Here is a 22,749-nt window from a genome sequence, read left to right as displayed (position 1 = left end):
CGAGCAACTCCAGATCGCCATTCACTCACATGCCATACAGGATCTTCAGCTCGCCGCTGGCGCGAAGGGCGATCTCGACTCCGTCCGCAGGCAGATACAGCTTCTCGAGCTTGGCCGAGGAAAGATGTCCTTCCATGCGGAAGCCGTCCTTCAGCGGCCTGTTCAACTTCGCGTTCGCGGCGTTGAGCAGGTTCTCATAGGCGACGCCATAGTCCACGCTCATCTTGTCGCGCAGTCCACTCACGATCGGATCGATCATCGCGGCGACGCCCTCATTGTCAGTCGAGGCGCTGAGATCCGAAAGCCGCACGGCATGACCATCGGCATCCACCTGGAGACCAGCGGTGAGATAGGTCCATTCACCGGCGTTCGGATCTGCATCGGACGCTTTGGCGACGCGCAGACCGATCGCGAGCTTGCCGGACGAAGGATAGACTTCAACATCCCGGACAGACATGCCAGCGGCCGGCGCAATTGAGCCGAGGGCCTGCTGGATCTTGCCCTTCAGCACGTCGTAGCTGATGCGCACGGGCAGGATCACATCGAACTGGCCGGGCGAGGTGACCTCCCGCCCGAGGGCCGGAAGTGCGGTCGGCGTCACCGCCGCCGGATGCTGTCCGATCACGGTTTCGGCGGCGCCCGCCAGCTCGAGCGATCCGCTGAGCACCTTGCCTTCGGCATGTACGCCGGCAAACGCGGCACTTTGGGGCGTCAACTGCAGCCAAACTTCAGGGTCCGCCGAGAGCTGAACTGGCTCAAACGCATGGCGCCAGGCCGTGGCAGCCTTGTCGTGCAGATCGAGACGGCGGGCAGCTGCAAGCGCACGCCCCCTCACCTGCGCAAGCTCCGTCCTGATCCGCGGCTCCGCATAGTTGGCGAGCGGAATCTCGCGGCCCATCACATGCAGAACGGGCGGCTCGCTCCAGCGAAAGCCGTCGCTGAAGTTCAGGTCGAGCGACCAGTCACGCGAGAGTTCCGGCCGCGCTTCGGCCTCGATCGTGGCACTGGCCTCGGTCTCTCCATGGATGCGGGCCGTGAACCGGTTGGCGCCTTGCCCTTCCAACGCGCCGTAGATCGGCACCGAACCATAGAGACGACCGCCGCGACCATAGAGCGACACCGGCCCCGACCGCTCGACGTAGCCGTAGATGTCGCAATTGGCGTTGACCCGGAAGAACAGCACCCGTCGATGCACGCAGCTCACACGTTCGTCGATGGTCGCCAGCCTTCGGGGAATACCCCTCTCGATATCGTCTGCCAAGGCTGGCAGACCGAATTCGATGGTCGCGGCGATGCGCGACTGCGTGCTGAAAGGCGCCACCGTATCGGGAGCGAGAGGCGGCCTCTCCGCCGCCATTGCCGACGAGCATAGCCCGACCATGCCGAGCGCGGCGAGTCCTGCTCGCACGCCGTGGCGTTTACCTAACGGCTTCAGGTGGAATTTCATGACATTTACCTCACGGATTGTTTGTTGCATTCAAGATGCTGAAGGTCTCTCGGTCAGAGTCTGGGTCGTCCCATCGGCCGGTGAAATTCGCCGAACGCGCCTTCCCGCGGCCGGTCCTCGCCGGCGAAGCCCCTTCGGAGAAGATCTGCGCCCTCTCCGGTTCGCGGGCGATCGACGTCACGCTCTGGGAGTGCCTCATGTCGCTCGAACGCCTCGCCGGCCTCGCGTCGAATCTCGGATTCTCGCGCACCGGGCCTCTCCGGTTCGATCCTCCTGGCGACATCGCCCTCCGGACGGTGAAACGCATCGGGACGTGGCGCATCGATCCGATCCCGAGGGATGGCACGTTGCTCGAAGGCAGAGCGATCCCGCAGGAGATCGTCGTTTGCCAGATCGTTGCGCAAGGCATTCCGGGCCGCCACGTCGCTGTTGCGGCCAAAGCGCTGCGTCAGCGCAGCGTTCGCATAGGGAACGTTGCCGCGATGCGCGGGATTGTGGACCCACACATTGTTCCCGATGTTCATGTTGGCGTGATTGAAGAGGTTATATCGATTGACGTTGATGATGACGTTGTTGTGCCACCAGTCGCAGCCGCCCCAGATCGCCGCGCCGACGGCGATCCCCGCGCCGAAGGAAATGATGTTGCTGGCGACGAAGCCAGGCGGCGACCAGTAGAACGGCTGATAGCCGGGGTAATCCCAGCCGCCATACACTTGGGCTGGATTGTAGACCGGAACGTAGTAGACGTCGGGATTCACGGGCTCGATCACGATCGGCCGCACTCCCGAACTGGCGCCGTCGGCCGGGGGCGGAGCGACGGTGACAATCTGCTGTGGGGTCGATTGCAAATTACCAGCGGCTTGCGCCTCGGCGCGCAAGTTCTGAACCGCATTGAGCACGTCCTGTTGCTGCGCCAGAAACGCGTCGCCCAGTTGCTGGGTCCAGTCCAGCTTGTCATTCATCATCTGAAGCGTCTGCGGCACTGCTGTCAGGGCTTTGACGCTGGGATCCCAGGGTTGGGTCTGCATCGAGTTCTCAAGCGCCTGCCCCTTGACCGTCGGGTTCTCCCGCGACCATCGAGCCGCCTCGACCACCTCCAGCGGATACGTCGAAGCCATGAGGATCTGCGTGAGCAGCGAATCCGGATAGAGCGCAATCGGCGCGACGAGCTGCGCGATCTGCGCCTGCGAGAACGCCGCCTGATCCTGAGTCTCGGCCTGCATTGGAGCCGCAGCAATGGCGTCCTGCGCACAAGCGGGAGCGGATGCGAAGTTGGAAACGAGCACGAGCGGCGCGGCACATAGTGCGAAACGGCGCATTGTCATTGCAATCTTGTTGGACATCTCTGTTCTCCTTCTGCAGCCGCGCGTCTGCGCGCGGCCGCATTGATGGGCTCCGGTGCTCAGAGGCAGATGCGCTGGCCGTTGCGCCAGAAGCATCCGGAGCCGCGGCGGTAGGCGTAAACGTTGCCGTAGCGTCCAATGCCGACCGCACCATTGGGACCTACGGCGAAACTGCCGTACCGTGTCGTGCAGGCAGCGCGATAGACGCCTCTGACGCAGCTCATTGCGCTGGCATCGGACACGGTGAGAAGGACGCCGAGGGCACTCGCCACTGCGACGGCCGCATATTTCGGCTTGAAACGCGCGAGCGCGGAGATGCGGGAGTTCGTCGTGATGGTGTTCATGGGAAGTCTCCTTTCGCGACAAATCGGCGCGCGACATCGTTCGATGCCCCGGCAGAGGGTCGCCATGCGAAGGTGGAAGCTGGACTCAAGGGCTGCGATTTGCCCCGTCCTCAACACGAGGAGAAATGGCTCGGCGACGATTTAAAAACAAATACCGCTTCAATATGCAGGTATCGCCTCGTCATATGGCCGGCCGCGCAACTCCAAAATCAGGCGGAAAAAGCCAGGGAAACGGAGGCCCTGGACGGCGCAACCTCAGCTAGTATACTCGGACGCCTCACACGATCGTGTACCACAACCGGCACCCGCCACCTTCTCCGACCGCTGGCATCAGGCTGATGGGTCACAGATCGGGTTGCCCAATGCGGCGATCTCATCGATGATGTGCGGCGGCCCCGGTATGGGCAGGACAAAATGCAGTTCCGTCAACTTCGATATTTCGTCAAGATCGTCGAGGCAGGCAGCTTCTCCCGCGCAGCCTCCATCGTTCATGTTGCCCAACCTGCGCTGAGCCAGCAGGTTGCCGAATTGGAGGAAAGACTGGGAGTGGCCTTGCTTCAGCGCAGTGCGCGGGGCGTTAGGCCGACAGCAGCAGGGGAAATCTTCTACAAGGAAGCTTCCGCGATCTTGCATCAACTCGACCAGCTGCCCGCAGTCGTTCGTTCGGACCGTGACCAGCCAGAAGGGGTGGTCAACGTTGGTTTCATATCGTCCCTCGCGCCGGTACTCGTAGGCTTTCTGGATGAGTGCCGGGAAGCATTTCCAAAGGTCGTGATCCGGTTCTCGGATGGAGACAGCCTCGGCCTGGAAGACAAGATCGCCTCGTCATTGGTCGATCTCGCCGTCCTTCATGAGGTCGAATTTACGACGGCTTTGATGCGCAAACCCTTGTATAGGCAGAAGCTGTTCGTTGTCTCGCGTCAGCCGATAACAACCAACGGAGACCCGATCTCTCTTGAGCGCATCGCGGAGCTGCCCCTCGTGCTGCCGGGGAACGTCAAGGGCCGTCGTGCCTTGATCGAACGCGTATTCGCCGAAGCGAAGCTAAAGACAAACGTCGTTCTCGAAGCAGATTCGCTGGTAAGTGAAATGTGGTCGGTGCGAAATGGGGTGGGTTGCACCATACTTCCGGTAGGTGATCTCTCCAATTTTGGGCCTCACGCTTTCGCCAAGCCGACGTTGATCGAGCCACCGATCTATTTTATCTGCTCCATTGCCTATTCTGCCGATTTTCCACTCACTGCCGCCAGCGAAGCGGTCCGCGATGCGCTCGCCAAGTTCCTTGAACGCCGGCTCAGCGAGGGCAGTATAGCGGGAGCGGAGCGCCTACCGGAACGGTGACGTCCGGAACGGCGGGAACGACTGAAGTACGCTTCAAGGATACGGTTCATATCGGTCCTTTTGAGTCAGAGCAAGCCGGCTCACGTCCTTCACTCCGTGTCCCGCCAAATCAGCGAACACGGCTTCATCGGATAATGGCAATTTGCACGAATGTTTCCAATCGTGCTCAACCGTCTCGACGAGCCGTCTCACCACGTGAGCCGATGATGTTTCGATGGCAAGCTCGCGACGGTCGTCAAAACTGCCAGGACTGAGATTGATCGAACCGACGACGGCACGCCTGTTGTCGGCAATCATCATCTTGCCGTGCAGCTTCAGTTTCTTCAGCGCATGAACCTTGGCGCCGACGTCGTGAACGATGCGCAGCCCGCTGACACCCTCGAACAGCTTCTTGCGTTTGAGCTTGTGAAGCGCACGGGACATGATCCGGACGTGGACCCCGCGCTTGACCGCGCGGACCAGGCGCTCGATGATCACCATGTCCTGATACCGCTCGTTCTGCAGCCACAGCGTTTCCCTGGCGGCGTCGACGAAGCTCGCGATACGCTGCCGGCCGTTGTTTGGACACCAGATCAGGCTGGAGCCCGGTGTCGGCTCGAACGGCCGCTGCTCCCAATCGGCATCGAAGCATCGCACCATCTCCGTAACTTCCGCCGCCTCCGTAGTCACGACCGCGTAGTCACGGGTCTCGGTGAGGTCGCGCGTTTCCCAGTTCAGGGACTCGACGACACCGACCCGGTTGTCGATCACCATCGACTTCTGGTGGGTGACGGCAAATTGTGGGCTGCTGTCGCGAACATCCACACCCGCCTGGAGCAGCATGGCCCTGGTCGTGTCATTGTCGCTCGTTCCATCACGCCTTGCCGGATTGAGCATCACCCTCACATGTACGCCACGGCGCCGCACCGCGATGACGGCATTGAGCAGCGTCGGATCAGTGAACAGGAACATGCGGATGTTCAGCGTGTGCTGCGCTGACATGATCGGATCCACGATGGCGCTCGCGGTGTCGTCCGGAAGAACGATCAATCGATGTGACATCTGCCCTTGTCCTCCTCTAAGCAGCGTCGGCAACGTATCGCGCCGCCTGAAACTGGATCCGGTGCAGTTCGGAGAACAGCCCGCCGCCGGCAATCAGCGCCTCATGGGTGCCCTGCTCGATCACCACGCCGTCCTTGAGCACGATGATCTTGTCGGCATCGACGAGCGTGCTGAGACGGTGCGCGATCATGATTACGGTCCGGCCCTTCATCAGCCGCCGCAGCGCCTCGATCACAAGGTGCTCGGATTCCGGGTCGAGAGCAGCCGTCGGCTCGTCCAGAATCAGGATTGGGCTGTTGCGGATCACTGCACGTGCGATGGCGATGCGCTGACGCTGACCGCCCGACAGGATTTCGCCCCGTTCGCCGACAACCGAATCATAGCCCTGTGGCATTCGGCTGATGAACTCATCGGCATTTGCGACCCTGGCGGCTTCGATGATATCAGCTTCGGTCGCATCGGGTCGCCCATAAGCAATATTTTCCCTGATCGTACCGTGAAGCAGCACGGTATCCTGCAAGACAAATCCGATCTGCGACCGCAACGCCGCGATCTTGTAATCAGCAATGTCGATGCCGTCGATCAGCACACGGCCGAGCATCGGCTCGTAGAAACGTGGAAGCAGGCTCAGCACGGTCGATTTTCCAGAGCCGGTCGGGCCGACAATACCGACCACCTCTCCCGGCTCGATGCTGAAAGATACCTCGTGCAGCACCGGTCTGTTCGCCTCGTAGCCAAAGCTGACGCGGTCGAAGCGGATCGCGCCGCGGACTCGGCCCGGATCGATCGCGTTCGGACGCTCGCGGACGATTTCGTCAGCCGAGAGGATCGCCTGAATCCGCTCCAGCGCGACTGTGGTCTGCGCAATGGTGCTGGTCATGCTGGCGAGATCCTTCACCGGTTTGAAGAACTTCTTGAGATAAGCGAGGTAGACCGTCAGCGCTCCCGCCGTCATCGTTCCCGCGATGATCAGTGACGTTCCTTTCCAGAGCACGACGGCGGTACAGATAGCGACCACAATGCTGACCATGGGTGACATCAGCGATTTGATTCCGCGCGCGCGAAGCGCTGCAGCGACAGAAGCGTGGCTTGCGGCTTCCAGGTGCGCGACCTCCAGAGCCTGGCCTCCGAAAGCTTCTGTCAAGCGGATCGACCCAAGTCCGCGCTGGACGATCGAGAGCACCTCCGCCTGGCGGTGCCGGAGAGCGCGGGTGGCGGCCTTCACGGCTCTCTTGAGATGGAATGCAAAGAGCAGCAAGACGGGCGTAAATGCAATGGCTATCAACGTGAAGTCCCAGTCGAGCCAGAACATCACTCCTACCATGAACACGATGGTGAGAAGATCGATGACGATTTCGAGCGTGGATGAGGAGGCAAAATCCTGGATCGTGGCGACGTCGCTGGTAATGGTCGATACGAGCACGCCAATCTTAGCATGATCGTAGTAGCGGAGAGAGAGCCGGTGCAGGTGCTCGTAGATGCGCAGCCGCAGATCGTTGGCGACCCACTGCCCCACGCTGGTCGTGAAGTAGCTGTCGAAATAGCTCGCGACCGCCGCGACGACTGCGATCGCCAGCGTCGCCGCGCCCGCAAAAAGAGCTACGCCCAGGGTATGCTTGCCGAAGCCAGCATATTCGTGGGCCCAGCTCAACCATTCGGGCAAGCGGTGACTGCCGAGCGCATCGTCCAGGACGAGCTTCAACGGCCAGGGCGCGGCCAGACTCATCGCGATCTCGATCAACATGGCGAGAAATACGATCGTCAGCCGGCCGCGATAGGGCCACAGCAGATCGATCACAAGACGAGACATCTTCCTTCTCCGCTTATTGAACTGAGGATTCTGCATCAGCGGTGCTGGACAGCGGCTTGCCACAGTCGGTCGGCGCTGGCTGGCCGGCAAAGCGATCCATCATCCAGGTGACCGCGGCATCGGCGCTGTCGCGCGCTACGAAGCCGTGTCCGACGCCCTGCACCCACATCATCCGCACCTTGCTGCCTGCCTTGCATTGCCGCTGCATGTAGCTCGCGGTCACTTCGGGGCGCACGATATCGTCGGTCGTGCCTTGCGCGAGAAAGAGCGGAATGCTCGGCGGAAGCGCGCCCGGGGTGTTGCGGGCCGCAAGGGAACGCCAGGGCTCGACGGTGGCGATGTTGGGCACCGAGAGGAAGTGCTCCTCGAGCGGCTTCTCCGTCCGGCGTCGGGCCAGGATATCGAATATCGATTCGATACATTCATTGGACAATTGGTCCACGGCCGGCATGGCTTCCGGCAACACGACTTTGTTGATGGGTGCTCCATAAACGCGCGACCACGACCACAACGTCATCGCGGTCAGGTTCTTGCCACCGGACGTCTTAAAATCGTCACCCATCAGGGTAACCAGCGAAGTTGCGGGCGCCGCCGCGGCAACACCGACCAGATTGAGCTCGGGCGCATAAGTCCTGGCAATCAGACCGGTGTAGAGCGAGGCCTGTCCGCCCTGCGAATGCCCCCAGACCGCAAAGCTGTTGCCGGTCTCCGCGCCTGGCAGGTTGCGCGCGGCGCGCACGGAATCGATCACCGCTCGTGCCTCGCTGTCGCCGACGAGATACGGATGAGGGCCTGGCGTCCCCAGGCCGGGATAGTCGGTGGCGGCAACCACGGCACCCTGCTCGATCAACTGACGCAGGCCCGCCATCTGCTGGAACACGAAAATTGCCAGCGACGGCGCGCAGTGTGGCACCACGCCCGTAGTCGGATGGGCCCAGGCAACGACGGGCCGCCCGCCTGCGGGTGCTGGGCCCGGCGGCACGATGATGACGCCGGACACCGCAATCGGCTCACCGTGCATGCCGGTCGAGCGATAGAGCACGCGGTAGGCCTGGGCGCCCGCAGGCGCAAAGCTCATCGGCTCTGAGCGGATCAGCGTTCCGGGGCGTCCGGCAATCTCCTGGCGCGATGCGTCATAGAAAGAGGTTTGCGCATCTGCGGCGACGACAGAGAACGCAAGTGCCGCCGCACCAACGATTGCGCCCAAGCAACGCGTCAGGACCGACCGTCCTTTGATTTGCTTTAAGAAGTTCATGAGAGCCTCACCTATGTTTTTGGTTGCCGCCGACAGACCCGGTTATCGGGTCCAGGCGGCCCGTGAACGGGCCGGCGAGTATCTTTCCGGCTCAACCTGGCCGCCGAACATCACCTGGTGACACGCCTCGCTCAGCCGCGCTTCATTCTCCCGCAGACAGCCGACGATCTCACCCACGTTCGGAATGAAATGACTGCACAGGCGAAATACGTCCGGCGTGCAAGCCTGCCGCTGAGCCGCGGTGCCCTCGGCGAACGCGGCACTGCTGGCGAGTGTCAGGACGATGCCGCCGACGGCGGCAAGCTTGATTGAAGTGCGATACATTTGCTCTCTCCTTTGGTTGATCACACGAACATCTTCTCTTTCTAGATGCACCGCCGGGCGCACCGCTCTGCAAACTCGCAAGGCTCACCTTGCAAAGCCTTCTTGGTCAGATCACTTCATAGGCAAACAGCGTCGCAACGAGGGTTATCCCAATCAGACCGCCGAGGAAGATCAGATCCGCAATCTGCTCGATCCGAAAGCTCAGGCTGGTACGCTGCGAACATCGAATAGACAGGTACGACGTCAGTGCACTTGCCAGGAACATGACCGACACGAGCGCGGCATATTCGTCGACATGCGACGATCCATGCTTTGCTTCCGCAAGCTTGACTAAGCCGATCAGCGTCGCGCAGACGCCGATCATCGTCGCCGAAACCGGCAGAATATGGGATGCGAGCGCTTGGCTCCGTGTTCTTATCGACAATCGATTCGACATGGCTCTTTGCTTTGCTCCTCACGGAGCCTCCTCATGACTGCTGCTGTTCAAATCCGGTCCACGACCCCAACGCGTGACGCTCCACTCAGCGCCGCCGCAAAGATCAACCGAAGTAATCTGGTCAGGCCAGCCACTTGACGGGCGGGACTAATGATCCACGTCGGCGTGCGGGACAAATACAGCTTCCATATGCGGGTATCGGTGCGGCCTATAGGGCGGCGCGTTCGTTGCCGACCGACGCGTTATTAATCAGTGCGCGCGGATCGTCTTTGGTGCGATCTATCAATGTGTTATGGATTCTTACGTTCGGCTCGGCAGCATCGGACCAGTTGGTGCAACGACGTCCCCTATAAGCGCGTTCACGACGGCGTTACGTTCTCCGACATGCACCGCAGACGACATCGGCACGCGATGCGTCGCCATCGGCCACGGCTATGCCCGCATACTCAAACGGTATTTGTCGCGGGGCGATCGATCGACCACGGAAGTGGCGCACGGCGCCTGTCGCCTCGTCATGAGGGAACGATCAGCCGCTTGGCATTCCCCAAACGAGAGAAGGAAAACCACATGAAATTCGATTCTCAGATCACGCGCCGCGGCTTCGCCGTAACTGCCGCAACTGGAGCGGCGACCATCGTCTTGCTCGGAGCCACAGCGCAATCCGCCAAGGCCTATCAGGGCAACATGGAGCGTGCGCTTGTATCGCTGCGTCAAGCCTTGCAGTCGTTACAGGAGGCGACGCCGAACAAGGGTGGCCACCGAGCACGCGCGGCGGAGCTGGTCCGCCAGGCCATCGAAGAGACCGAGGCAGGCATAGCATTTGCCGCGGAGCATGGCGGGGCCAGCCGCTAGCGGCCGAGCGTCAGGCACCTTGCGGTGCCTGACGCTCGTCGTTAGTTCAACCACACCGCTCCCGGTTTCCTCGCGTCGTCGATCTGCTCCTTCATAAACTCGATGAGGAGTTTCTTCACGCCTTCGGCGGCAAGTGTCAGCGTGAACTGGTTGGACCAGACCAAGCAGCAGGTAAGATGGAACGTCGGCGTAATCAGCACCGGCTCCGCAAAATCGGCGAGCGAGAAACCTGACATGTCACCCAGGTTGAGGATGGTGCTGGCAGCGCCAGAACGCACCGCCGAAAGCTCGCTCGAGATGTTGGCTGCTTCCGCGGCTAGCTGCACCGAGACGCCGGCCTTGGCGAAAGCGCGGTCGATAACGATTCGGCGCGCATTCGATTGCCCCGGTAGGATCAGCGGAATTTCCGAAAGATCCTTGATCGGGATCGTAGAGCCGGCGATCGGAGCCGATTGCTTGCTGCGGACGAGATAATGGTCCTGCCGGAATAGCGGTTGCCGCTGCACGGTGGGAAAGAACTCATTTTCGAAAATAAGAGCCAGGTCCAGGCGGCTCTTCTCGACTTCCTCGCGCAGGAATTCGCTATCGCCGTCCACGAATCTCAGGGCAATTTTGGGATGAGTAGCGCGGCACAGCTCGATGAACGGGCCGACCAGGGTGGTGGAAAGGGAAGCCGGCATCCCGAGGCTGACCGGCCCTTCGATTTCGCCGATCCTGGAGTGCACCAGGGCCGGCAGATTCTCGTATCGGCGAAGGATCGAGGATGCCTCGTCGTAGAATCGTTGCCCGGCAGCCGTCGGCTTGATGCCGCGAGCGCTTCTATGCAGCAATGCGACACCGAGCGAAGCTTCCAGCTCGCCGATCTGCTGGCTGAGGGCCGGCTGCGCCACATGAATGGTCCGTGCAGCCTGAGAGAAACTCCCGGCCTCGACAATTTTCACGAAATAATAGAGATGGCGGTATTGCATTCTCCCGCCTTCCTGCCGCGTAAAACCGATGGTTGCAAGGTGCTTACAACGCGCCGAGCTGTCAAGTGCACAGGTGTCACGTCATAGCAAGGACAGCCAAGTCGAGCCGCGGGAAAGTCTTCCTCTAGCTGCGCTCGACGAAACCGGCGATGAGCCTGGTCAGCGACTGCTCGAGTTCGTGCTGCGGCACCTCTTTATTTTCCGTTGCCACCACCGCGCGCATCACGCCGGCGAAGGCGTAGACAAGAACGAATGCGTCCGCCGGGCGCATAGGTCTTCTCACGCCACCCGAGCCGTCCGGGCCGGCTGTCGTCAGCATGTCGGTCAGGCTCTTGAACAGTGGGTTCAGCCTGGTGGCAGGTCCGCGCGACAACGCGTGTTCAAGTAGAACTCGGTGGACGCGACGCCGCCCGCCATAGCTCGTCAGTATGGAATGGACGAGGATCCGAATGCGTTCTCCTGTCGCCCCGGCGCGTGCAGTCGTCATCGCCTGCATCACACGATTTGACAGTCCTTCCAGCTCTCGCCCCGACAACGCTTCGAGGACCGCGTCCTTGTTATCAAAATATTGATACAGCGTGCCAATGCTGACTCCGGCCGCTTCAGCAATTGCATTCGTCGTCAGACCGTCCATGCCGCCTCGCTGGATGAGCCGCATGGCAGCTTCCAATATGAGGTCGACCTTGTTTTGGGCACGAGCCTGCTGCGGATTCCTGCGTCTAACTGACTGTTTTGATGCCGGTTTCACTGAGAAATGCCCCTGAGGTCAAACGCGAGTTGAGGATGTGAGCAATACTCATATTATCGCAACGGTCATCGGTTTCAGAGACCTTTCTCAGAACAGAGTTGAGCAATGAATCGGAGAACGATAATTGTCGCTGGAGCGAGCCTCGCTGCTGCAACTTTGGCCACGGAGGGGTCAATCGCGCAATCCACTGCGACCGAAAAGCGGCCCGATCAGCGTCTTGGCCAAACCTATCGCTTTGCCGATCCGGATATGGACCTCTTTTTCATCGCGGCGCTCGGCTGGGGTCCCGCGGGCGGCCTTGATATCGGGCAGGCTTTCTACATCGCTTCGCAGATCACGGATGGCGATGCTGACAGCTGGGTGCGGGCCTTTTCGAATTACGGCGACGCCATGAATGCCCAGGCAGACAGCTGGAATGCGCAGGGCCGAAAGCGTGCCGCCGGTGAGGCTCGGCTCAAGGCGTTCGCCAGCTACCGCTCGGCCTGGCAATTCGCAGGGCCCGGCGATCTATTCAAGTCCCTAGTGGTCAAACACAAGACCGCCTTTGTCGCGGCCATGAAGGAGCTTGCGATCACCGCCTCTCATTTCGAGGTGCCTTTCGCCGGCCAGCAATTGCCGGGCGCTTACTTCCAGAACGGGGATCCGGGCGCTCCTGTGGTACTCGTGATAGGCGGTGCTGACACTTGCTTTGAAGATCTGTTCTTGACCGTCGGCCGCAACCTTCTCGACCGCGGCTACTCGGTTGCCCTGGCTGACCTTCCGGGACAAGGCATCACGCAGGCGGACGGGCTCTATTGGCAAGTCGAAGCGGAGAAGCCCATCGCTGCGATTGTTGATCTGCTCGTCAGCCGTTTCGGCGCGAAGGCCGGTCGTATTGCTTTGATCGGGCTCAGTCTGGGTGGGTACTTCGCCGCGCGCGCGGCGGGCCATGATGAGCGCTTTGGCACCGTGATCGCCAGCACGCCGTTTCCGAACCCGACCGAGATGTTCGCGCTGGCGGTCAAGGAGAAGGCGAAGTCAGCGCAGCCGCCTTCGGCATCCGCACTGCGCAGCGCGCAAGTCACGTTGTGGAAAGCCGGTGCGAGCGGCCCACAAGATTTCCTGGCGCGCACATCGAACATGATCGCCGATCCTGCCTTGGTCACTGTCCCATTCCTGTCGATCCTCGGCGCGGGCGACTCCCCCGTCTTCGCGGCACAGGCTCACGCCTGGCACCGCGACATCAAATCGACCCGAAAGGCCTTCGTTCTGCTTGATGCGGCTTCTGGGGCCGACGGCCACGTACAGGTTAACAACCGGCTTCGCCTGGCCCAGGAGGCCACAGGCTGGATGGACGATATCTTCGACCTGTGATTTGAGCCCGTCATTGCTTCGCCGCGCGGGCACAATACGACGCGAGTCGCGATAGATCCGACCGCTATCTCGCAATCGCCGGACCGCGTGAACCCGTTGCCCTAGCAGGATCATCGGAGCGGTCTACCCGATCACGGCTCGCTAGCTCTTCAAAACGACTGCACGAGTTCGCCGGCTTCGACGTAGACCCAGGGCAACAGAACGCCTGGCCATCTGGCGTACCGATAGCCGTATAGCCAAACCGTATTTGTTACCGGGGCTCGCTTGAGAGATGGTCCCGCCGCTCGCACACGGCGGCGAGCGCACACCATTCCAGAGGCGACCACATGTCATTCGCTGCTGTTCACATCCATGAAGGATTCGTGCTCGCGCTGGTGTTCAAGATGGGGCTTTCGGCACTGATCGCCGTATCCGTTACCGTTCTTGCCGAAAAAGCAGGTCCCGTAGTTGGCGCATTGCTCGCAACGCTGCCTGTCACGTCGGGGCCGGCTTTCTTCTTTCTGGCGCAGGATCATGACGCAGCCTTCATTTCGCAGACAGCGCTGTCGACCTTTGCCCAGAACATTCCGACGGCGATCTTTGCGACATCCTATGTCCTGCTTGCACAGCGGCTGCCGACGATTTTGAGCGTCGGCGGCGCAATGTGCGTCTGGCTGGTTTATCTCGCGCTATCGCTCTGGGGAGACTCAGGGTTGCCCGCCGCGCTTATGCTCGGCGCATGCGTTTTCCCGCTCTGCATCGTCCTCGTCAGGCCTTACCGTCACGCGGCGGCGTCTGCGCCGGGGCAGCACATCAGCGACCTGATCGTGCGAGGTGTGGCCGTTGCACTGCTGGTCGGCGCGATCGAGGTCCTTGGCCTCGTGGCCAATCCGCTGTGGACAGGCGTGCTAGCTGCGACGCCCGTACTCTATCTCTCGCTGATGATCATCCTGCAGCGCCGGCTCGGCGGGCCGGCGGCCGCAGCTGTGATCGCCAACAGCCTCACAGGTTTCCTCGGCATATCGTTGGCATTCGTGAGTGTCTACCTGCTTGCGATACCGCTCGGGAAATGGGCCGCGCTCGCGTTCGGGCTGACCTTCTCGGCCTGCTGGAATACCGGCCTGTTTCTGCTGCACTGGCGCAGCGCACCGATCCTCCAGGCCAATTCCAATTTTGTTTTCCCCATTGGTGCCAATCGGAGCTCATCATGACCAAGACTGTCATCCAGTATGTTCTCTCCCGCCTTCACGACATCGGCGTCAGCGATGTATTCGGGGTGCCCGGCGACTATGCCTTCTCCGTCTGATAGAGCGCTTCCGCGATCAGCCGCTCGGTTTCGTAAACCGCATTCTGCGGCGTCATCACGGCATGTCCACAGACGACCGGCTCTGTCATCCGACGGAAGAGGTCGTATTCGCCGTTGCCCAGCGTATGATGCATCGGTCCCCGAGCGGCCTGCGTCGCCATGTTCGGACTGCCCACAAGGTGAAACACTGGCAGGTGCTCGGCATATGCGCCTGCGACGCCGTTGATCGCGCTGAGCTCGCCGACGCCATACGTTGTGCATAGCGCCGCCGCACCCCTAATGCGCGCATAGCCATCGGCTGCGTAGGCCGCGTTGAGCTCGTTGCAACATCCAACCCAGCGCATGTTCGGATCGTGGCAGATCGCATCGTTGAGCGAGATTGTCGGGGTTGCTGCGCGGAGGGGCGATCGGCCTCGCTTCTCCAAGCACCGGCTGATTGGCCAGATCGGCCGGAAAAGCCATGTACACCGGGCGGCGGTGCCGCCGTCGAGGCAATCGCAGCGACCCTCGATAAGGCGCGCACGGCCTGCGTGATCGCCGGCATTCTCGTCAACCGGACCGGCCAACGCGAGGTGCTGCAGCGCCTCATCGATGCATCGGGACTGCCGTTCAGCACCATGCTCATGGGCAAGTCCGCGCTCGAGGAGCAGCATCCGGCCTATATCGGGATCTATAACGGAGCGCTGATGAACGACGAGGTGCGTACCTTCGTCGAAGGGCGCGATTGCATCATGCTGGTCGGTGCGCCGCTGACGGATTTCAACACCGGCGCCTTCACCGCACGGCTTTCGCCGGAAAAGACCATCGCGATCAATCACCACCATGTTCAGGTCAGCGGCAAGAGATTCAACGATGTGGAAATGACCGATCTGCTCGTTGCTCTCGCGAATCACCTGCCGAAACGCGGCTGGGCCAGAATCAAGGCGAAATCCCTCGGCAAAGTGAGTGGCAAGGATAACGACCCAATCGACGCTCCCGCCCTCTATTCGCGGTGGGAACGCTTCCTGAAGCCGGATGACATTCTCGTCGTTGAAACGGGTACCGTCTCGATGGGCCTGGGGTTTGCGTTGCTGCCGCAGGGCGCGACCTTCCACAACCAGACTCTCTGGGGCTCGATCGGCTGGGCGACACCGGCGGCATTCGGTGCCGCAGTTGCCGCACCGGACAAACGCGTCGTTCTGGTAACAGGAGACGGAGCGCATCAGCTTACCGTGCAAGAGATCAGCCAGTTTGGTCGCCTCGGCTTAGCGCCGATCATCTTCGTGCTCAACAACCACGGCTATTTGATCGAACGGCTGCTCTGCAAGGACCCGAGCATCGCCTACAACGATATCGCCCCGTGGCACTACGCGGAGCTGGCGAAGGCCTTCGGCAATGACGAGTGGCTAACGGCGCGCGTCACCACCTGCGACGAGTTCGACCAGGCCCTGGAAGACGCCGGCGGGTCCAAAACCGGTGCCTACATCGAGGTCGTGACGGATGCCTGCGCTGCATCGCCTCTGGCGCTGAAGCTGCACGATGCGGTGGCAACCCTCTACAAATCATAGGCTCTCCGGAAATTTGCCGCCGCGGTGATCGCGGCGGCAGCCAGCTTTACGACAATCGCTGAACAGACGTCGGCCATAGCTGGCACCGATACCCGCATACTGAAGCCGTATTTGTTTTCGCCGAGTTCCTCGACCACAGTGGTGGCCGGCACCGGCGGTGAAACGAGAAGGCTTCACCCGCTTCAGGAAGGATATACATCATGGCAAAGCTCATCTATCGGGTCGTATCCGCCTGCGGCGCTCTTGGTTACGGCTATCCAAAGGAGTCGCTGGAAAGCGCGTTGCGCGGCCGTGTCGACGCGATCATCTGTGACGGCGGCTCGATGGATGCGGGCCCCTACTATCTCGGCACCGGGACGGAGTATTTTGAGCACGAAGCCGTGAAGGCGGATTTCCGTCACATGGTCGAAGCGGGCAAGAGGCTGGGCTGCCCCGTGATCCTGGGATCCTCCGGCATGGCGGGCGGCAACCGCAACCTCGACTGGATGATCGGCGTCGCCAAGGAAGTCTTCGGTGAACTCGCGGTGACGAACGCGAAGGTCGCCGTCATCCGCGCCGAACTCGATCCCGAAATCGTCATCCAGGAGTTTCGCAAGAGAGCCCTGCGTCCAACCGGCGCTGGCCCCGAGCTGAGCGAGGAAGCGCTGCGCGAGAGCACGATCGTCGGGCAGATGGGCATCCATCCCCTGATCACCGCGCTGGAGGACGGCGCACAATACGTGCTGGCCGGTCGCTCTTGCGATGTCGCCCTTTTCGCCTCCGACATGATCCGCCGTGGCATCGATGCAGGCCTCGCCTACCACGTCGGCCACATTCTGGAATGTGGCGCACTTGCCTGTGATCCCGGCTCGCCGTCGGACTGCCTGGTCGCCGAGATCTATGAGGACGGCTCAGCCCTCCTCGTTTCTCCGAATCCGGCGCGACGCTGCACCGCCTACTCGATCGCGGCGCACTCGCTGTATGAGGAGAGCCATCCGCAGCTCCAGTTCTATCCCGAAGGCGTGTTGGCGATGGAGAAGACGGAGTTCTTCTCGCGCAGCGCCGGTATAGCGGGCATCCGCAACAGCAAGTTTGTTCGCGCAGGCAAGCCCTGGCCGTGGAGCATCAAGCTGGAAGGATCGCGACGGCTCGGGGCCCGCAAGGTCTCGGTGATCTATATCGATCCCGCCGACCTCACGAAGGTCCCAGTCGACGTACTGGTCTATGGTCGTAACGGCGTGCAGGCAAATCCCGTTCAGGACGGCCAGCGCGAGCTTGGAATCATCATCGAAACCGCGGCAAAGACGGAGGAAGCCGCCGTGCTGCTGGCCAGCCTGCTGACGCACTATCTGATTCACTACGGCTATCCGGGCCGCAAGGCCACGGCCGGCAACATCGCCTATCCGCTGTCCCCCAATCTGGTGAGCTTCCGGCGCGACGACGGGCTCTTCGGCGCAATCGTGCCGAGCGGAACGCGCGATCCGGTGTTCTTCGAGCACTATCCGAAGATCAAGGAGGCTGTCATCAACCTGATTCAGCACGAATTCCCGGATGCGCTCAAAAATGCGACCTTCACCATCACGGATGCGGACGTAGCCAATCCGGCGATCCTGCTGCGGACCGTCGACCGCAATCCGCAGCGGCTGGCCGCACGGCATGCCCTCGAAATCGAGCGCATCACACAGCTTGCAAAGCCGAAAGCCACTTCGCGGCTCAACCTCGATGCGCCCGACGCGTACGAATGGTCGCTCTATCATCTGCTGCAGAACGAGCACGTCATCAAGAACGTGATGTTCGACATCACCTATTTCCGAGCGGACGGCGACTCGTGGCTCGCAGAAGGTAGCGCTCATCCGCGCTATGAGGACATCGGTGAAACAAACTATTCCGGCAATCTGGATGATCGTACCCTGTCGCTGATCGCCGATGCGCCTCCATCCGGTGTGCTGCTCAAGTCGAACCGCCTGCTCGACATGGCCGTCGTGATCCGCAGCAAGGACGCAGGAATCAACCGCCTGACGTTCGACATCATCTTCACGTCGGCCGAGAACTATGAAGCCGCACTGCACTCCAATGTCTTCTCCAGCTGCAATATTGCGAAGCTTCTAGGACTGCCGCGCGAGCACGTTGTCGGCACCTTCTTCGTCGATACCTGCAACGCCATCAAGATCTCGATCGACCGGCCGAACATCTCGGCATCAGTCGACGAGCGCGACGTTTTCGGAGCGCAGCAGCAGACTGCCGTCGAGAACCTCAACATTCCGATCTACGCGACGACGCTCGCCAAGGCCTCGTCGCTTTGACCATCTGCTATATCGGCGCGGCCGATACGCGGTTCCCAAAGCAGCGGCCGTGCGGCCCACCCTGCGCTGCTCATCGCGCCCCGCGGAAGCGAACCAAAGCGCAGTTTGGCGTACGATCGCATGGTAGCGCGGGTCGCCTCGTCATCGGCTGTTGCACTTCGCTAGCAGCGGGAAACTTGCGCACGACATTGCTCAACTACAGGAAAGCTGTTTCCGCAGGTCGAATTTGCTACCGTCGAGAGTGCCGGCCCGCAGTCAGGCGGCATCGACCAGCGATCGTGAGCGAGCTAACGCCTTAATGGCAGCACGATTGGGCTTACCCTGCTCGGTGAGCGGAATCCGATCGAGTGAAACGACGACCAGAGATGCCGCGATCTCCTGACCGAAATGTTCAGCAACCGCTTGATGGCACGTCTCAGCCCCGATGGAGAGGCCGGTCCAGGCGCTCACGGCAGCAATGGTGACTCGTGCTTCATTGTCGATCACCACGACGGCGTAGCGCACCGACGATAGCCCACACAAAACATCCTGAATCAGTGTCGGCGTCACCAGGATGCCGTTGACCTCGGAGGCATCAGCCGCACGACCCAGGATGTGGAGATAGCCGTCCGAATCAAGCCGACCGAGATCCCCCGAGCAATACCAACCTGCCTTGAAATTCGCCGCCTCGAGCTCGGGCCTGTTGCGGTAGCCGCTGGCCATCGCCGGGGATCGGACCTCGATACTGCCGATGTCCCCGGGCTCCCCGAGCGAACCATCCTTGAGGCGGAACCGAACCTCAACGCCCGGCAGAATGCGGCCGGCGCAGGTGAAGAGATCGGGCCGCGAGAGGTTGTGCTCGGCCGGCGTCAACATGCTGACGATACCCATTTCGCTGGCGCCATAGGTGTGCGCAATGACCGGACCAAGTCGTTCTCGTGCTCTCAAGCGCAGCGTTTGCGGTGCGGACGCGCCTATATGGGTAAGCGTTCGGAGCGATGACAAGTTTCGGCTGCGGACGTCGGGATGATCCATCAACTCGAAGAGCTGCGGCTCGACCAGGAAGAGATCAGTAATCCGCTCCGCCTCGATCGTGGCAAGGGTATCGGCTGCCTCGTAGGCGCCTTCGAGGACGACACACCCGCCTCCAAGCAGCGTGATATCGACGAGGACTTGCGAGAGATATGCGAGATGACCGTTGACAAGCTGACGACGGTCGCTGGGGCTTGGCACGCTTACCATCGCAGTGTAGGCCGCAAAGCTGCGGCAACTGCCTTTTGGTACCCCGGTGGTGCCGCCGGAGGAAATGATGACGGCGAGGTCCTCCGGCCAAGCCATGACATCGAGCCGAGTGTCCGAAGCCGATGAGGCCAATACATCGAGCCGATCACAGGACGCAGCGCAGTCGACGCCCACCGTCGCCAGCCGCACACCGGCATTCGCGTGCCAGTAATGTATGGTCTCGGGAAACACGACGAGGAGATCCGGCGCCATCTGCTTGAGCAACGCTTGGCGCTGCTCCTCCGTGGGCGGAACGGACAGGTAAACGGCGCCTGCGCCAAGAATGTGGGCGGCGTAACGAATGGCGATCGCCTCCGGGCGATTGGGCGCAAACATCGCCACCAGCTTACCGCGCGTGATCCCGACGTCATACAGGACTCGGGCGTACTGGAAGATCATGGCACGGAGTGCCTCGCCGGAGAGATGGGAGCCCTGATGGCGGACGACCGTCGACCGGCCGGCGAGTTCGAGCTGCGCGAGAAGCTTGTCCAAGTAAATTGGGGCAGGTCTGGTATTCATGTTCAGGTCCTCAGACAAAGGGTTGCGCGAGCGAATGGACTGCGTCGAAGACGTCCAGTCGACACCGCCATTTCTCTCAGAACAGTCCGGGCGCACGCTGCAGCTCGCTCATCAGCACACGCGCCCCGCTCCAGGCGATCTGGATCCCGATGCAGATGCGGATGAATGCAGCCAGGCGCATCAGGACGTTGACTCCGGACGGCCCCAGATGCCGGACCATCGGCGCGGCGAGGCGATACAAGCAATAGATCGCGAGCGCGACCGCGAGCAGGCCCACTAGCGCCGAGCCGGCAAGCAGCATCGCATTCGCGGTGAACTCGTGAGGTCGATGGCTGCCCATGGTCAGCGCGACCGAGATCGACCCGGGTCCAACGGTCAGCGGCAGTGTCAACGGGTAGAAACCGTCGCGAATGGTTTTGACGTCGCCAGCCTCAGTGACCCCGCCGTGCTTCGAACCGCTGTCGTCGTTAAGCAGCTGCCATCCCATCGCGGCGACGAGTAGCCCGCCGGCTATGCGAACCACGGGCGCCGTGATGCCAAAGAACTCCAGGATGAAAGAGCCGAACAGCATCGTTCCCAGAAGAAGCCAGAAGCCGTTGAAGGCAACGCAGAATGCCAGCCGGCCGCGCTCTCGCTCCGTGCAGCCCGCGGTTAGACGCAGGAACAGCGGTGCGGCCCCGATCGGATTGACCACGGGAAACAGGCCCGCAAAGACCAGGAGGAAGGCATTCGCAAGGTCGTTCACGGACCCACCCTCGGCCATCGTTACCGGAAATGCTCGGGGTGCAGGTGGGTATTGCCGGAAGCCCGGAATTCTGCCTGGCACGCCGGATGCAGCTGGCTCCGGTTATGGATCAGGCAGGCTTCGATCCTGGCAACGTTCGGAATATCCGAGCTGCAGAACCTGAAAGCATCTCCCATGCAGGCGGATCGCTGCTGCGGCGTGCCCTGCGCCAGCGCCGGGCGGGCGATCGAGAGCGCCATCGCCAGCGTCAAGACGCTGCCGACAATGGCCGTGGCCGATGGTTTGGATACTTTCATCTTGCCCTCCTTGGCTGAGTTATCCGCTCGTGGCGGTGCGACGCGCAGAAACCTCATCCGCGCTTGGACGGCAAATACCGTGTCGCTATGCACCTATCGCAACAGCCTATGGCTACAGGGGTTCGGAAGCGGCAGTGAAGCTGCAGCAGCAATTCTGCCGCTATGAATGCCTTCGGCAAGTTGCTGACTTCACGGAAATTCGGCGGTCATATCGGTTGCCGATACCAGCATAGCGAACTCGTATTTGTTCTGCGTCTCCGCGAGATGCATACCGCGAGCCGTCAGATCGGCTTTATGCCGGTCCAAACGACACCGCGTCATGCAACGATCGAAGCCGATCGGGATGTCATGGCGATACGTCAGAAGAGAGATCGAAGAGGAGATCGCAATGCTGAAGTCACTTATCGCGCTCGGCGCGCTGGCCGTGCTGGCGCTGAGTTCATCGCTACTGGTCACGCAGCCTGCCGCAGCAGCGGGCGGATGCGGCCCCGGGGCATGGCGCGGGCCCTGGGGCCGCTGCCGCGACACTCCCTATTATGGCCGACTGCCTGACGGCGAATGGAAATTTCGGCAAGCCTATAATGGCTGCCCTCCCGGATATTGGCGCGGGCCGTGGGGTCATTGTCGAAACACGCCGTATCACGGTCGACTGCCAAACGGCTCCTGGAAGTAATCGAGACATCTTCGCAGGATCGCTCGTGACCGGCGATTGATCGAGCCACGGCCACGCGCAATTCGACAGGTGCCGTTTTGCGCGGAATACGAGCCCATCAGGGGCAGAGACCTATGTCGAACTGTGCCGCGCCCCAAGACAGCTCTTGCCGCCTAACCAGGGATTCACAAGGAATACGAAAATGACAGACAGCGTTCTCGTCGTCGGTGCAGGCCCGGTGGGCCAGACCATGGCTCTCGACCTTGCGCGATATAGTGTATCGGTCCGTCTCATCGACAAGATGCCCATGCGCAGCGACAAATCCCGGGCGGTCGCACTCTGGAGCCGCACTCTGGAGCTTCTGGACCGTTCAGGTACCACCGACGATTTGCTGGCAATCGGCAACAAGGTATCGGCCGCAAACATATTGGCTGGCGGTCGGCTGATCGGACGCGTCGATTTTGGGGACGTTCGGTCGCCTTTTCCGTTCGCACTGATGGTTCCGCAGTGCGATACGGAAGCTGTCTTTGAGCGCCACCTCGAACGGTTCGGCGTAAAGTCGAAGCTCGGTGTCGAACTGATCGACTTTTCTCATGATGGCGATGGAGACTCTGCGACGATCCGCTTGGCCGATGGAAAGATCGAGCAGATTACCGATCTCTTGCAGCCGATAAGAAACCTAAGGCCGATGATTTCGCGAAGGTGTTCGCGTCTGTGACGCCGGTGACATCGAATGATCAAGCTCGAGAGCGCCCATATCGAAGAGGTACGTGGTATCCTTAAGCTGGATATCGTTCGGCAAGGATACGTTCTCGGCATCTGCCCACAATGGATCGGGCAAGAGCGGCGTGATCGATGCAATCGAGTTCGCGCTCAGGCAAGATGAGTCTTCTGAGCGGAG

General features: G+C 61.2%; 23 protein-coding genes. 8 read left to right on the top strand and 15 right to left on the bottom strand.

Annotation, left to right across the window (positions count from 1 at the left end; translation table 11 throughout):
• Window positions 1-25: 25 nt before the first annotated feature.
• The 3 genes from P6U24_RS07435 to P6U24_RS07425 are packed head-to-tail and all read right to left on the bottom strand — an operon-like array spanning window position 26 to window position 3,134.
• Complete coding sequence (locus P6U24_RS07435) at window positions 26-1,447, bottom strand: DUF4403 family protein (RefSeq protein WP_407158502.1); 1,422 nt, start codon at window positions 1,445-1,447, stop codon at window positions 26-28.
• Between the two features lie 53 nt (window positions 1,448-1,500).
• Window positions 1,501-2,790, bottom strand: coding sequence for a DUF3300 domain-containing protein (locus tag P6U24_RS07430; protein WP_407158501.1), 1,290 nt, complete (start codon window positions 2,788-2,790; stop codon window positions 1,501-1,503).
• A gap of 59 nt (window positions 2,791-2,849) precedes the next feature.
• Window positions 2,850-3,134: a hypothetical protein gene (locus P6U24_RS07425; RefSeq protein WP_280969714.1), complete on the bottom strand. Its 285-nt coding sequence runs from the start codon at window positions 3,132-3,134 to the stop codon at window positions 2,850-2,852.
• A gap of 414 nt (window positions 3,135-3,548) precedes the next feature.
• On the opposite strand from P6U24_RS07425, the gene P6U24_RS07420 reads away from it, so the two are divergent.
• The gene (locus tag P6U24_RS07420; protein ID WP_407158500.1) at window positions 3,549-4,475 is read left to right on the top strand and encodes a LysR substrate-binding domain-containing protein; all 927 of its coding nucleotides are present in this window, start codon (window positions 3,549-3,551) and stop codon (window positions 4,473-4,475) included.
• Window positions 4,476-4,508: 33 nt separating this feature from the next.
• Here P6U24_RS07420 and P6U24_RS07415 read toward each other — a convergent pair whose 3' ends face one another.
• The 5 genes from P6U24_RS07415 to P6U24_RS07395 all read right to left on the bottom strand — a co-directional run bounded on the left by P6U24_RS07415 (window position 4,509) and on the right by P6U24_RS07395 (window position 9,341).
• Entirely contained in the window at window positions 4,509-5,456 is a 948-nt protein-coding gene (locus P6U24_RS07415; protein WP_407158499.1) for a phospholipase D-like domain-containing protein, read from the bottom strand.
• A gap of 76 nt (window positions 5,457-5,532) precedes the next feature.
• Window positions 5,533-7,314, bottom strand: coding sequence for an ABC transporter ATP-binding protein (locus P6U24_RS07410; protein ID WP_407158498.1), 1,782 nt, complete (start codon window positions 7,312-7,314; stop codon window positions 5,533-5,535).
• 25 nt (window positions 7,315-7,339) lie between these two features.
• Window positions 7,340-8,533 (bottom strand): alpha/beta fold hydrolase, encoded by a 1,194-nt coding sequence (locus tag P6U24_RS07405; RefSeq protein ID WP_407158497.1) that lies wholly within the window; start codon window positions 8,531-8,533, stop codon window positions 7,340-7,342.
• Between the two features lie 90 nt (window positions 8,534-8,623).
• Window positions 8,624-8,905, bottom strand: coding sequence for a hypothetical protein (locus P6U24_RS07400; protein ID WP_407158496.1), 282 nt, complete (start codon window positions 8,903-8,905; stop codon window positions 8,624-8,626).
• Window positions 8,906-9,011: 106 nt separating this feature from the next.
• Window positions 9,012-9,341, bottom strand: coding sequence for a hypothetical protein (locus P6U24_RS07395; RefSeq protein ID WP_407158495.1), 330 nt, complete (start codon window positions 9,339-9,341; stop codon window positions 9,012-9,014).
• A gap of 567 nt (window positions 9,342-9,908) precedes the next feature.
• On the opposite strand from P6U24_RS07395, the gene P6U24_RS07390 reads away from it, so the two are divergent.
• Window positions 9,909-10,193, top strand: coding sequence for a hypothetical protein (locus P6U24_RS07390; protein WP_407158494.1), 285 nt, complete (start codon window positions 9,909-9,911; stop codon window positions 10,191-10,193).
• Between the two features lie 41 nt (window positions 10,194-10,234).
• Here the strand turns inward: P6U24_RS07390 and P6U24_RS07385 are convergent, their stop codons facing one another.
• The gene (locus tag P6U24_RS07385) at window positions 10,235-11,161 is read right to left on the bottom strand and encodes a LysR substrate-binding domain-containing protein (RefSeq protein ID WP_407158493.1); all 927 of its coding nucleotides are present in this window, start codon (window positions 11,159-11,161) and stop codon (window positions 10,235-10,237) included.
• A 124-nt stretch (window positions 11,162-11,285) separates the two neighbouring features.
• Window positions 11,286-11,819 carry a TetR/AcrR family transcriptional regulator gene (locus P6U24_RS07380; RefSeq protein ID WP_407158492.1) on the bottom strand — a complete coding sequence of 178 codons (534 nt, stop codon included), beginning with the start codon at window positions 11,817-11,819 and terminating at the stop codon, window positions 11,286-11,288.
• A 195-nt stretch (window positions 11,820-12,014) separates the two neighbouring features.
• Here P6U24_RS07380 and P6U24_RS07375 point away from each other — a divergent pair, with 195 nt between their 5' ends.
• Both P6U24_RS07375 and P6U24_RS07370 read left to right on the top strand, forming a co-directional pair.
• Window positions 12,015-13,262 carry an alpha/beta hydrolase family protein gene (locus P6U24_RS07375; protein WP_407158491.1) on the top strand — a complete coding sequence of 416 codons (1,248 nt, stop codon included), beginning with the start codon at window positions 12,015-12,017 and terminating at the stop codon, window positions 13,260-13,262.
• Window positions 13,263-13,624: 362 nt separating this feature from the next.
• On the top strand, window positions 13,625-14,452 hold the full coding sequence (locus P6U24_RS07370) for a hypothetical protein (RefSeq protein ID WP_407158490.1): 828 nt from the start codon (window positions 13,625-13,627) through the stop codon (window positions 14,450-14,452).
• 76 nt (window positions 14,453-14,528) lie between these two features.
• Here P6U24_RS07370 and P6U24_RS07365 read toward each other — a convergent pair whose 3' ends face one another.
• A complete protein-coding gene (locus P6U24_RS07365; protein ID WP_407158489.1) occupies window positions 14,529-14,891 on the bottom strand; it encodes a thiamine pyrophosphate-binding protein in 363 nt (120 codons plus the stop codon).
• Between the two features lie 9 nt (window positions 14,892-14,900).
• Here P6U24_RS07365 and P6U24_RS07360 point away from each other — a divergent pair, with 9 nt between their 5' ends.
• Entirely contained in the window at window positions 14,901-16,094 is a 1,194-nt protein-coding gene (locus tag P6U24_RS07360) for a thiamine pyrophosphate-dependent enzyme (protein WP_407158488.1), read from the top strand.
• Window positions 16,095-16,294: 200 nt separating this feature from the next.
• The gene (locus P6U24_RS07355; RefSeq protein WP_407158487.1) at window positions 16,295-18,376 is read left to right on the top strand and encodes a DUF4387 family protein; all 2,082 of its coding nucleotides are present in this window, start codon (window positions 16,295-16,297) and stop codon (window positions 18,374-18,376) included.
• Window positions 18,377-18,631: 255 nt separating this feature from the next.
• Here the strand turns inward: P6U24_RS07355 and P6U24_RS07350 are convergent, their stop codons facing one another.
• From P6U24_RS07350 to P6U24_RS07335, 4 genes are all read right to left on the bottom strand, one after another.
• Window positions 18,632-20,155, bottom strand: coding sequence for an AMP-binding protein (locus P6U24_RS07350; protein WP_407158486.1), 1,524 nt, complete (start codon window positions 20,153-20,155; stop codon window positions 18,632-18,634).
• Window positions 20,156-20,231: 76 nt separating this feature from the next.
• Window positions 20,232-20,849 (bottom strand): MarC family protein, encoded by a 618-nt coding sequence (locus P6U24_RS07345; RefSeq protein WP_407158485.1) that lies wholly within the window; start codon window positions 20,847-20,849, stop codon window positions 20,232-20,234.
• Between the two features lie 71 nt (window positions 20,850-20,920).
• Window positions 20,921-21,196, bottom strand: a complete 276-nt coding sequence (locus P6U24_RS07340; RefSeq protein WP_407158484.1) for a hypothetical protein — start codon at window positions 21,194-21,196, stop codon at window positions 20,921-20,923.
• 189 nt (window positions 21,197-21,385) lie between these two features.
• A complete protein-coding gene (locus tag P6U24_RS07335; protein WP_407160820.1) occupies window positions 21,386-21,652 on the bottom strand; it encodes a hypothetical protein in 267 nt (88 codons plus the stop codon).
• On the opposite strand from P6U24_RS07335, the gene P6U24_RS07330 reads away from it, so the two are divergent.
• Entirely contained in the window at window positions 21,585-21,869 is a 285-nt protein-coding gene (locus tag P6U24_RS07330) for a GCG_CRPN prefix-to-repeats domain-containing protein (RefSeq protein WP_407158483.1), read from the top strand. The genes P6U24_RS07335 and P6U24_RS07330 overlap by 68 nt on opposite strands.
• 181 nt (window positions 21,870-22,050) lie before the next feature.
• Entirely contained in the window at window positions 22,051-22,566 is a 516-nt protein-coding gene (locus P6U24_RS07325) for an FAD-dependent oxidoreductase (protein ID WP_407158482.1), read from the top strand.
• Window positions 22,567-22,749 lie beyond the last annotated feature (183 nt).

This window comes from Bradyrhizobium sp. STM 3557, from assembly GCF_045571465.1.
Taxonomy (GTDB): Bacteria; Pseudomonadota; Alphaproteobacteria; order Rhizobiales; family Xanthobacteraceae; genus Bradyrhizobium.
Note: the sequence above shows the minus strand (reverse complement) of the source record. Positions and strands in the feature narration are given on the sequence as shown.

Excerpts from the sequence above, each read along its gene's own strand:
- P6U24_RS07380 (WP_407158492.1), bottom strand. The coding sequence starts at position 11,819 with ATGCGGCTCATCCAGCGAGGCGGCATGGACGGTCTGACGACGAATGCA.
- P6U24_RS07415 (WP_407158499.1), bottom strand. The coding sequence starts at position 5,456 with ATGTCAGCGCAGCACACGCTGAACATCCGCATGTTCCTGTTCACTGAT.
- P6U24_RS07390 (WP_407158494.1), top strand. The coding sequence starts at position 9,909 with ATGAAATTCGATTCTCAGATCACGCGCCGCGGCTTCGCCGTAACTGCC.
- P6U24_RS07425 (WP_280969714.1), bottom strand. The coding sequence starts at position 3,134 with ATGAACACCATCACGACGAACTCCCGCATCTCCGCGCTCGCGCGTTTC.
- P6U24_RS07340 (WP_407158484.1), bottom strand. The coding sequence starts at position 21,196 with ATGAAAGTATCCAAACCATCGGCCACGGCCATTGTCGGCAGCGTCTTG.
- P6U24_RS07420 (WP_407158500.1), top strand. The coding sequence starts at position 3,549 with ATGCAGTTCCGTCAACTTCGATATTTCGTCAAGATCGTCGAGGCAGGC.
- P6U24_RS07365 (WP_407158489.1), bottom strand. The coding sequence starts at position 14,891 with ATGCGCTGGGTTGGATGTTGCAACGAGCTCAACGCGGCCTACGCAGCC.
- P6U24_RS07430 (WP_407158501.1), bottom strand. The coding sequence starts at position 2,790 with ATGTCCAACAAGATTGCAATGACAATGCGCCGTTTCGCACTATGTGCC.
- P6U24_RS07350 (WP_407158486.1), bottom strand. The coding sequence starts at position 20,155 with ATGAATACCAGACCTGCCCCAATTTACTTGGACAAGCTTCTCGCGCAG.
- P6U24_RS07385 (WP_407158493.1), bottom strand. The coding sequence starts at position 11,161 with ATGCAATACCGCCATCTCTATTATTTCGTGAAAATTGTCGAGGCCGGG.
- P6U24_RS07375 (WP_407158491.1), top strand. The coding sequence starts at position 12,015 with ATGAATCGGAGAACGATAATTGTCGCTGGAGCGAGCCTCGCTGCTGCA.
- P6U24_RS07325 (WP_407158482.1), top strand. The coding sequence starts at position 22,051 with ATGACAGACAGCGTTCTCGTCGTCGGTGCAGGCCCGGTGGGCCAGACC.
- P6U24_RS07435 (WP_407158502.1), bottom strand. The coding sequence starts at position 1,447 with ATGAAATTCCACCTGAAGCCGTTAGGTAAACGCCACGGCGTGCGAGCA.
- P6U24_RS07355 (WP_407158487.1), top strand. The coding sequence starts at position 16,295 with ATGGCAAAGCTCATCTATCGGGTCGTATCCGCCTGCGGCGCTCTTGGT.
- P6U24_RS07400 (WP_407158496.1), bottom strand. The coding sequence starts at position 8,905 with ATGTATCGCACTTCAATCAAGCTTGCCGCCGTCGGCGGCATCGTCCTG.
- P6U24_RS07395 (WP_407158495.1), bottom strand. The coding sequence starts at position 9,341 with ATGTCGAATCGATTGTCGATAAGAACACGGAGCCAAGCGCTCGCATCC.
- P6U24_RS07330 (WP_407158483.1), top strand. The coding sequence starts at position 21,585 with ATGCTGAAGTCACTTATCGCGCTCGGCGCGCTGGCCGTGCTGGCGCTG.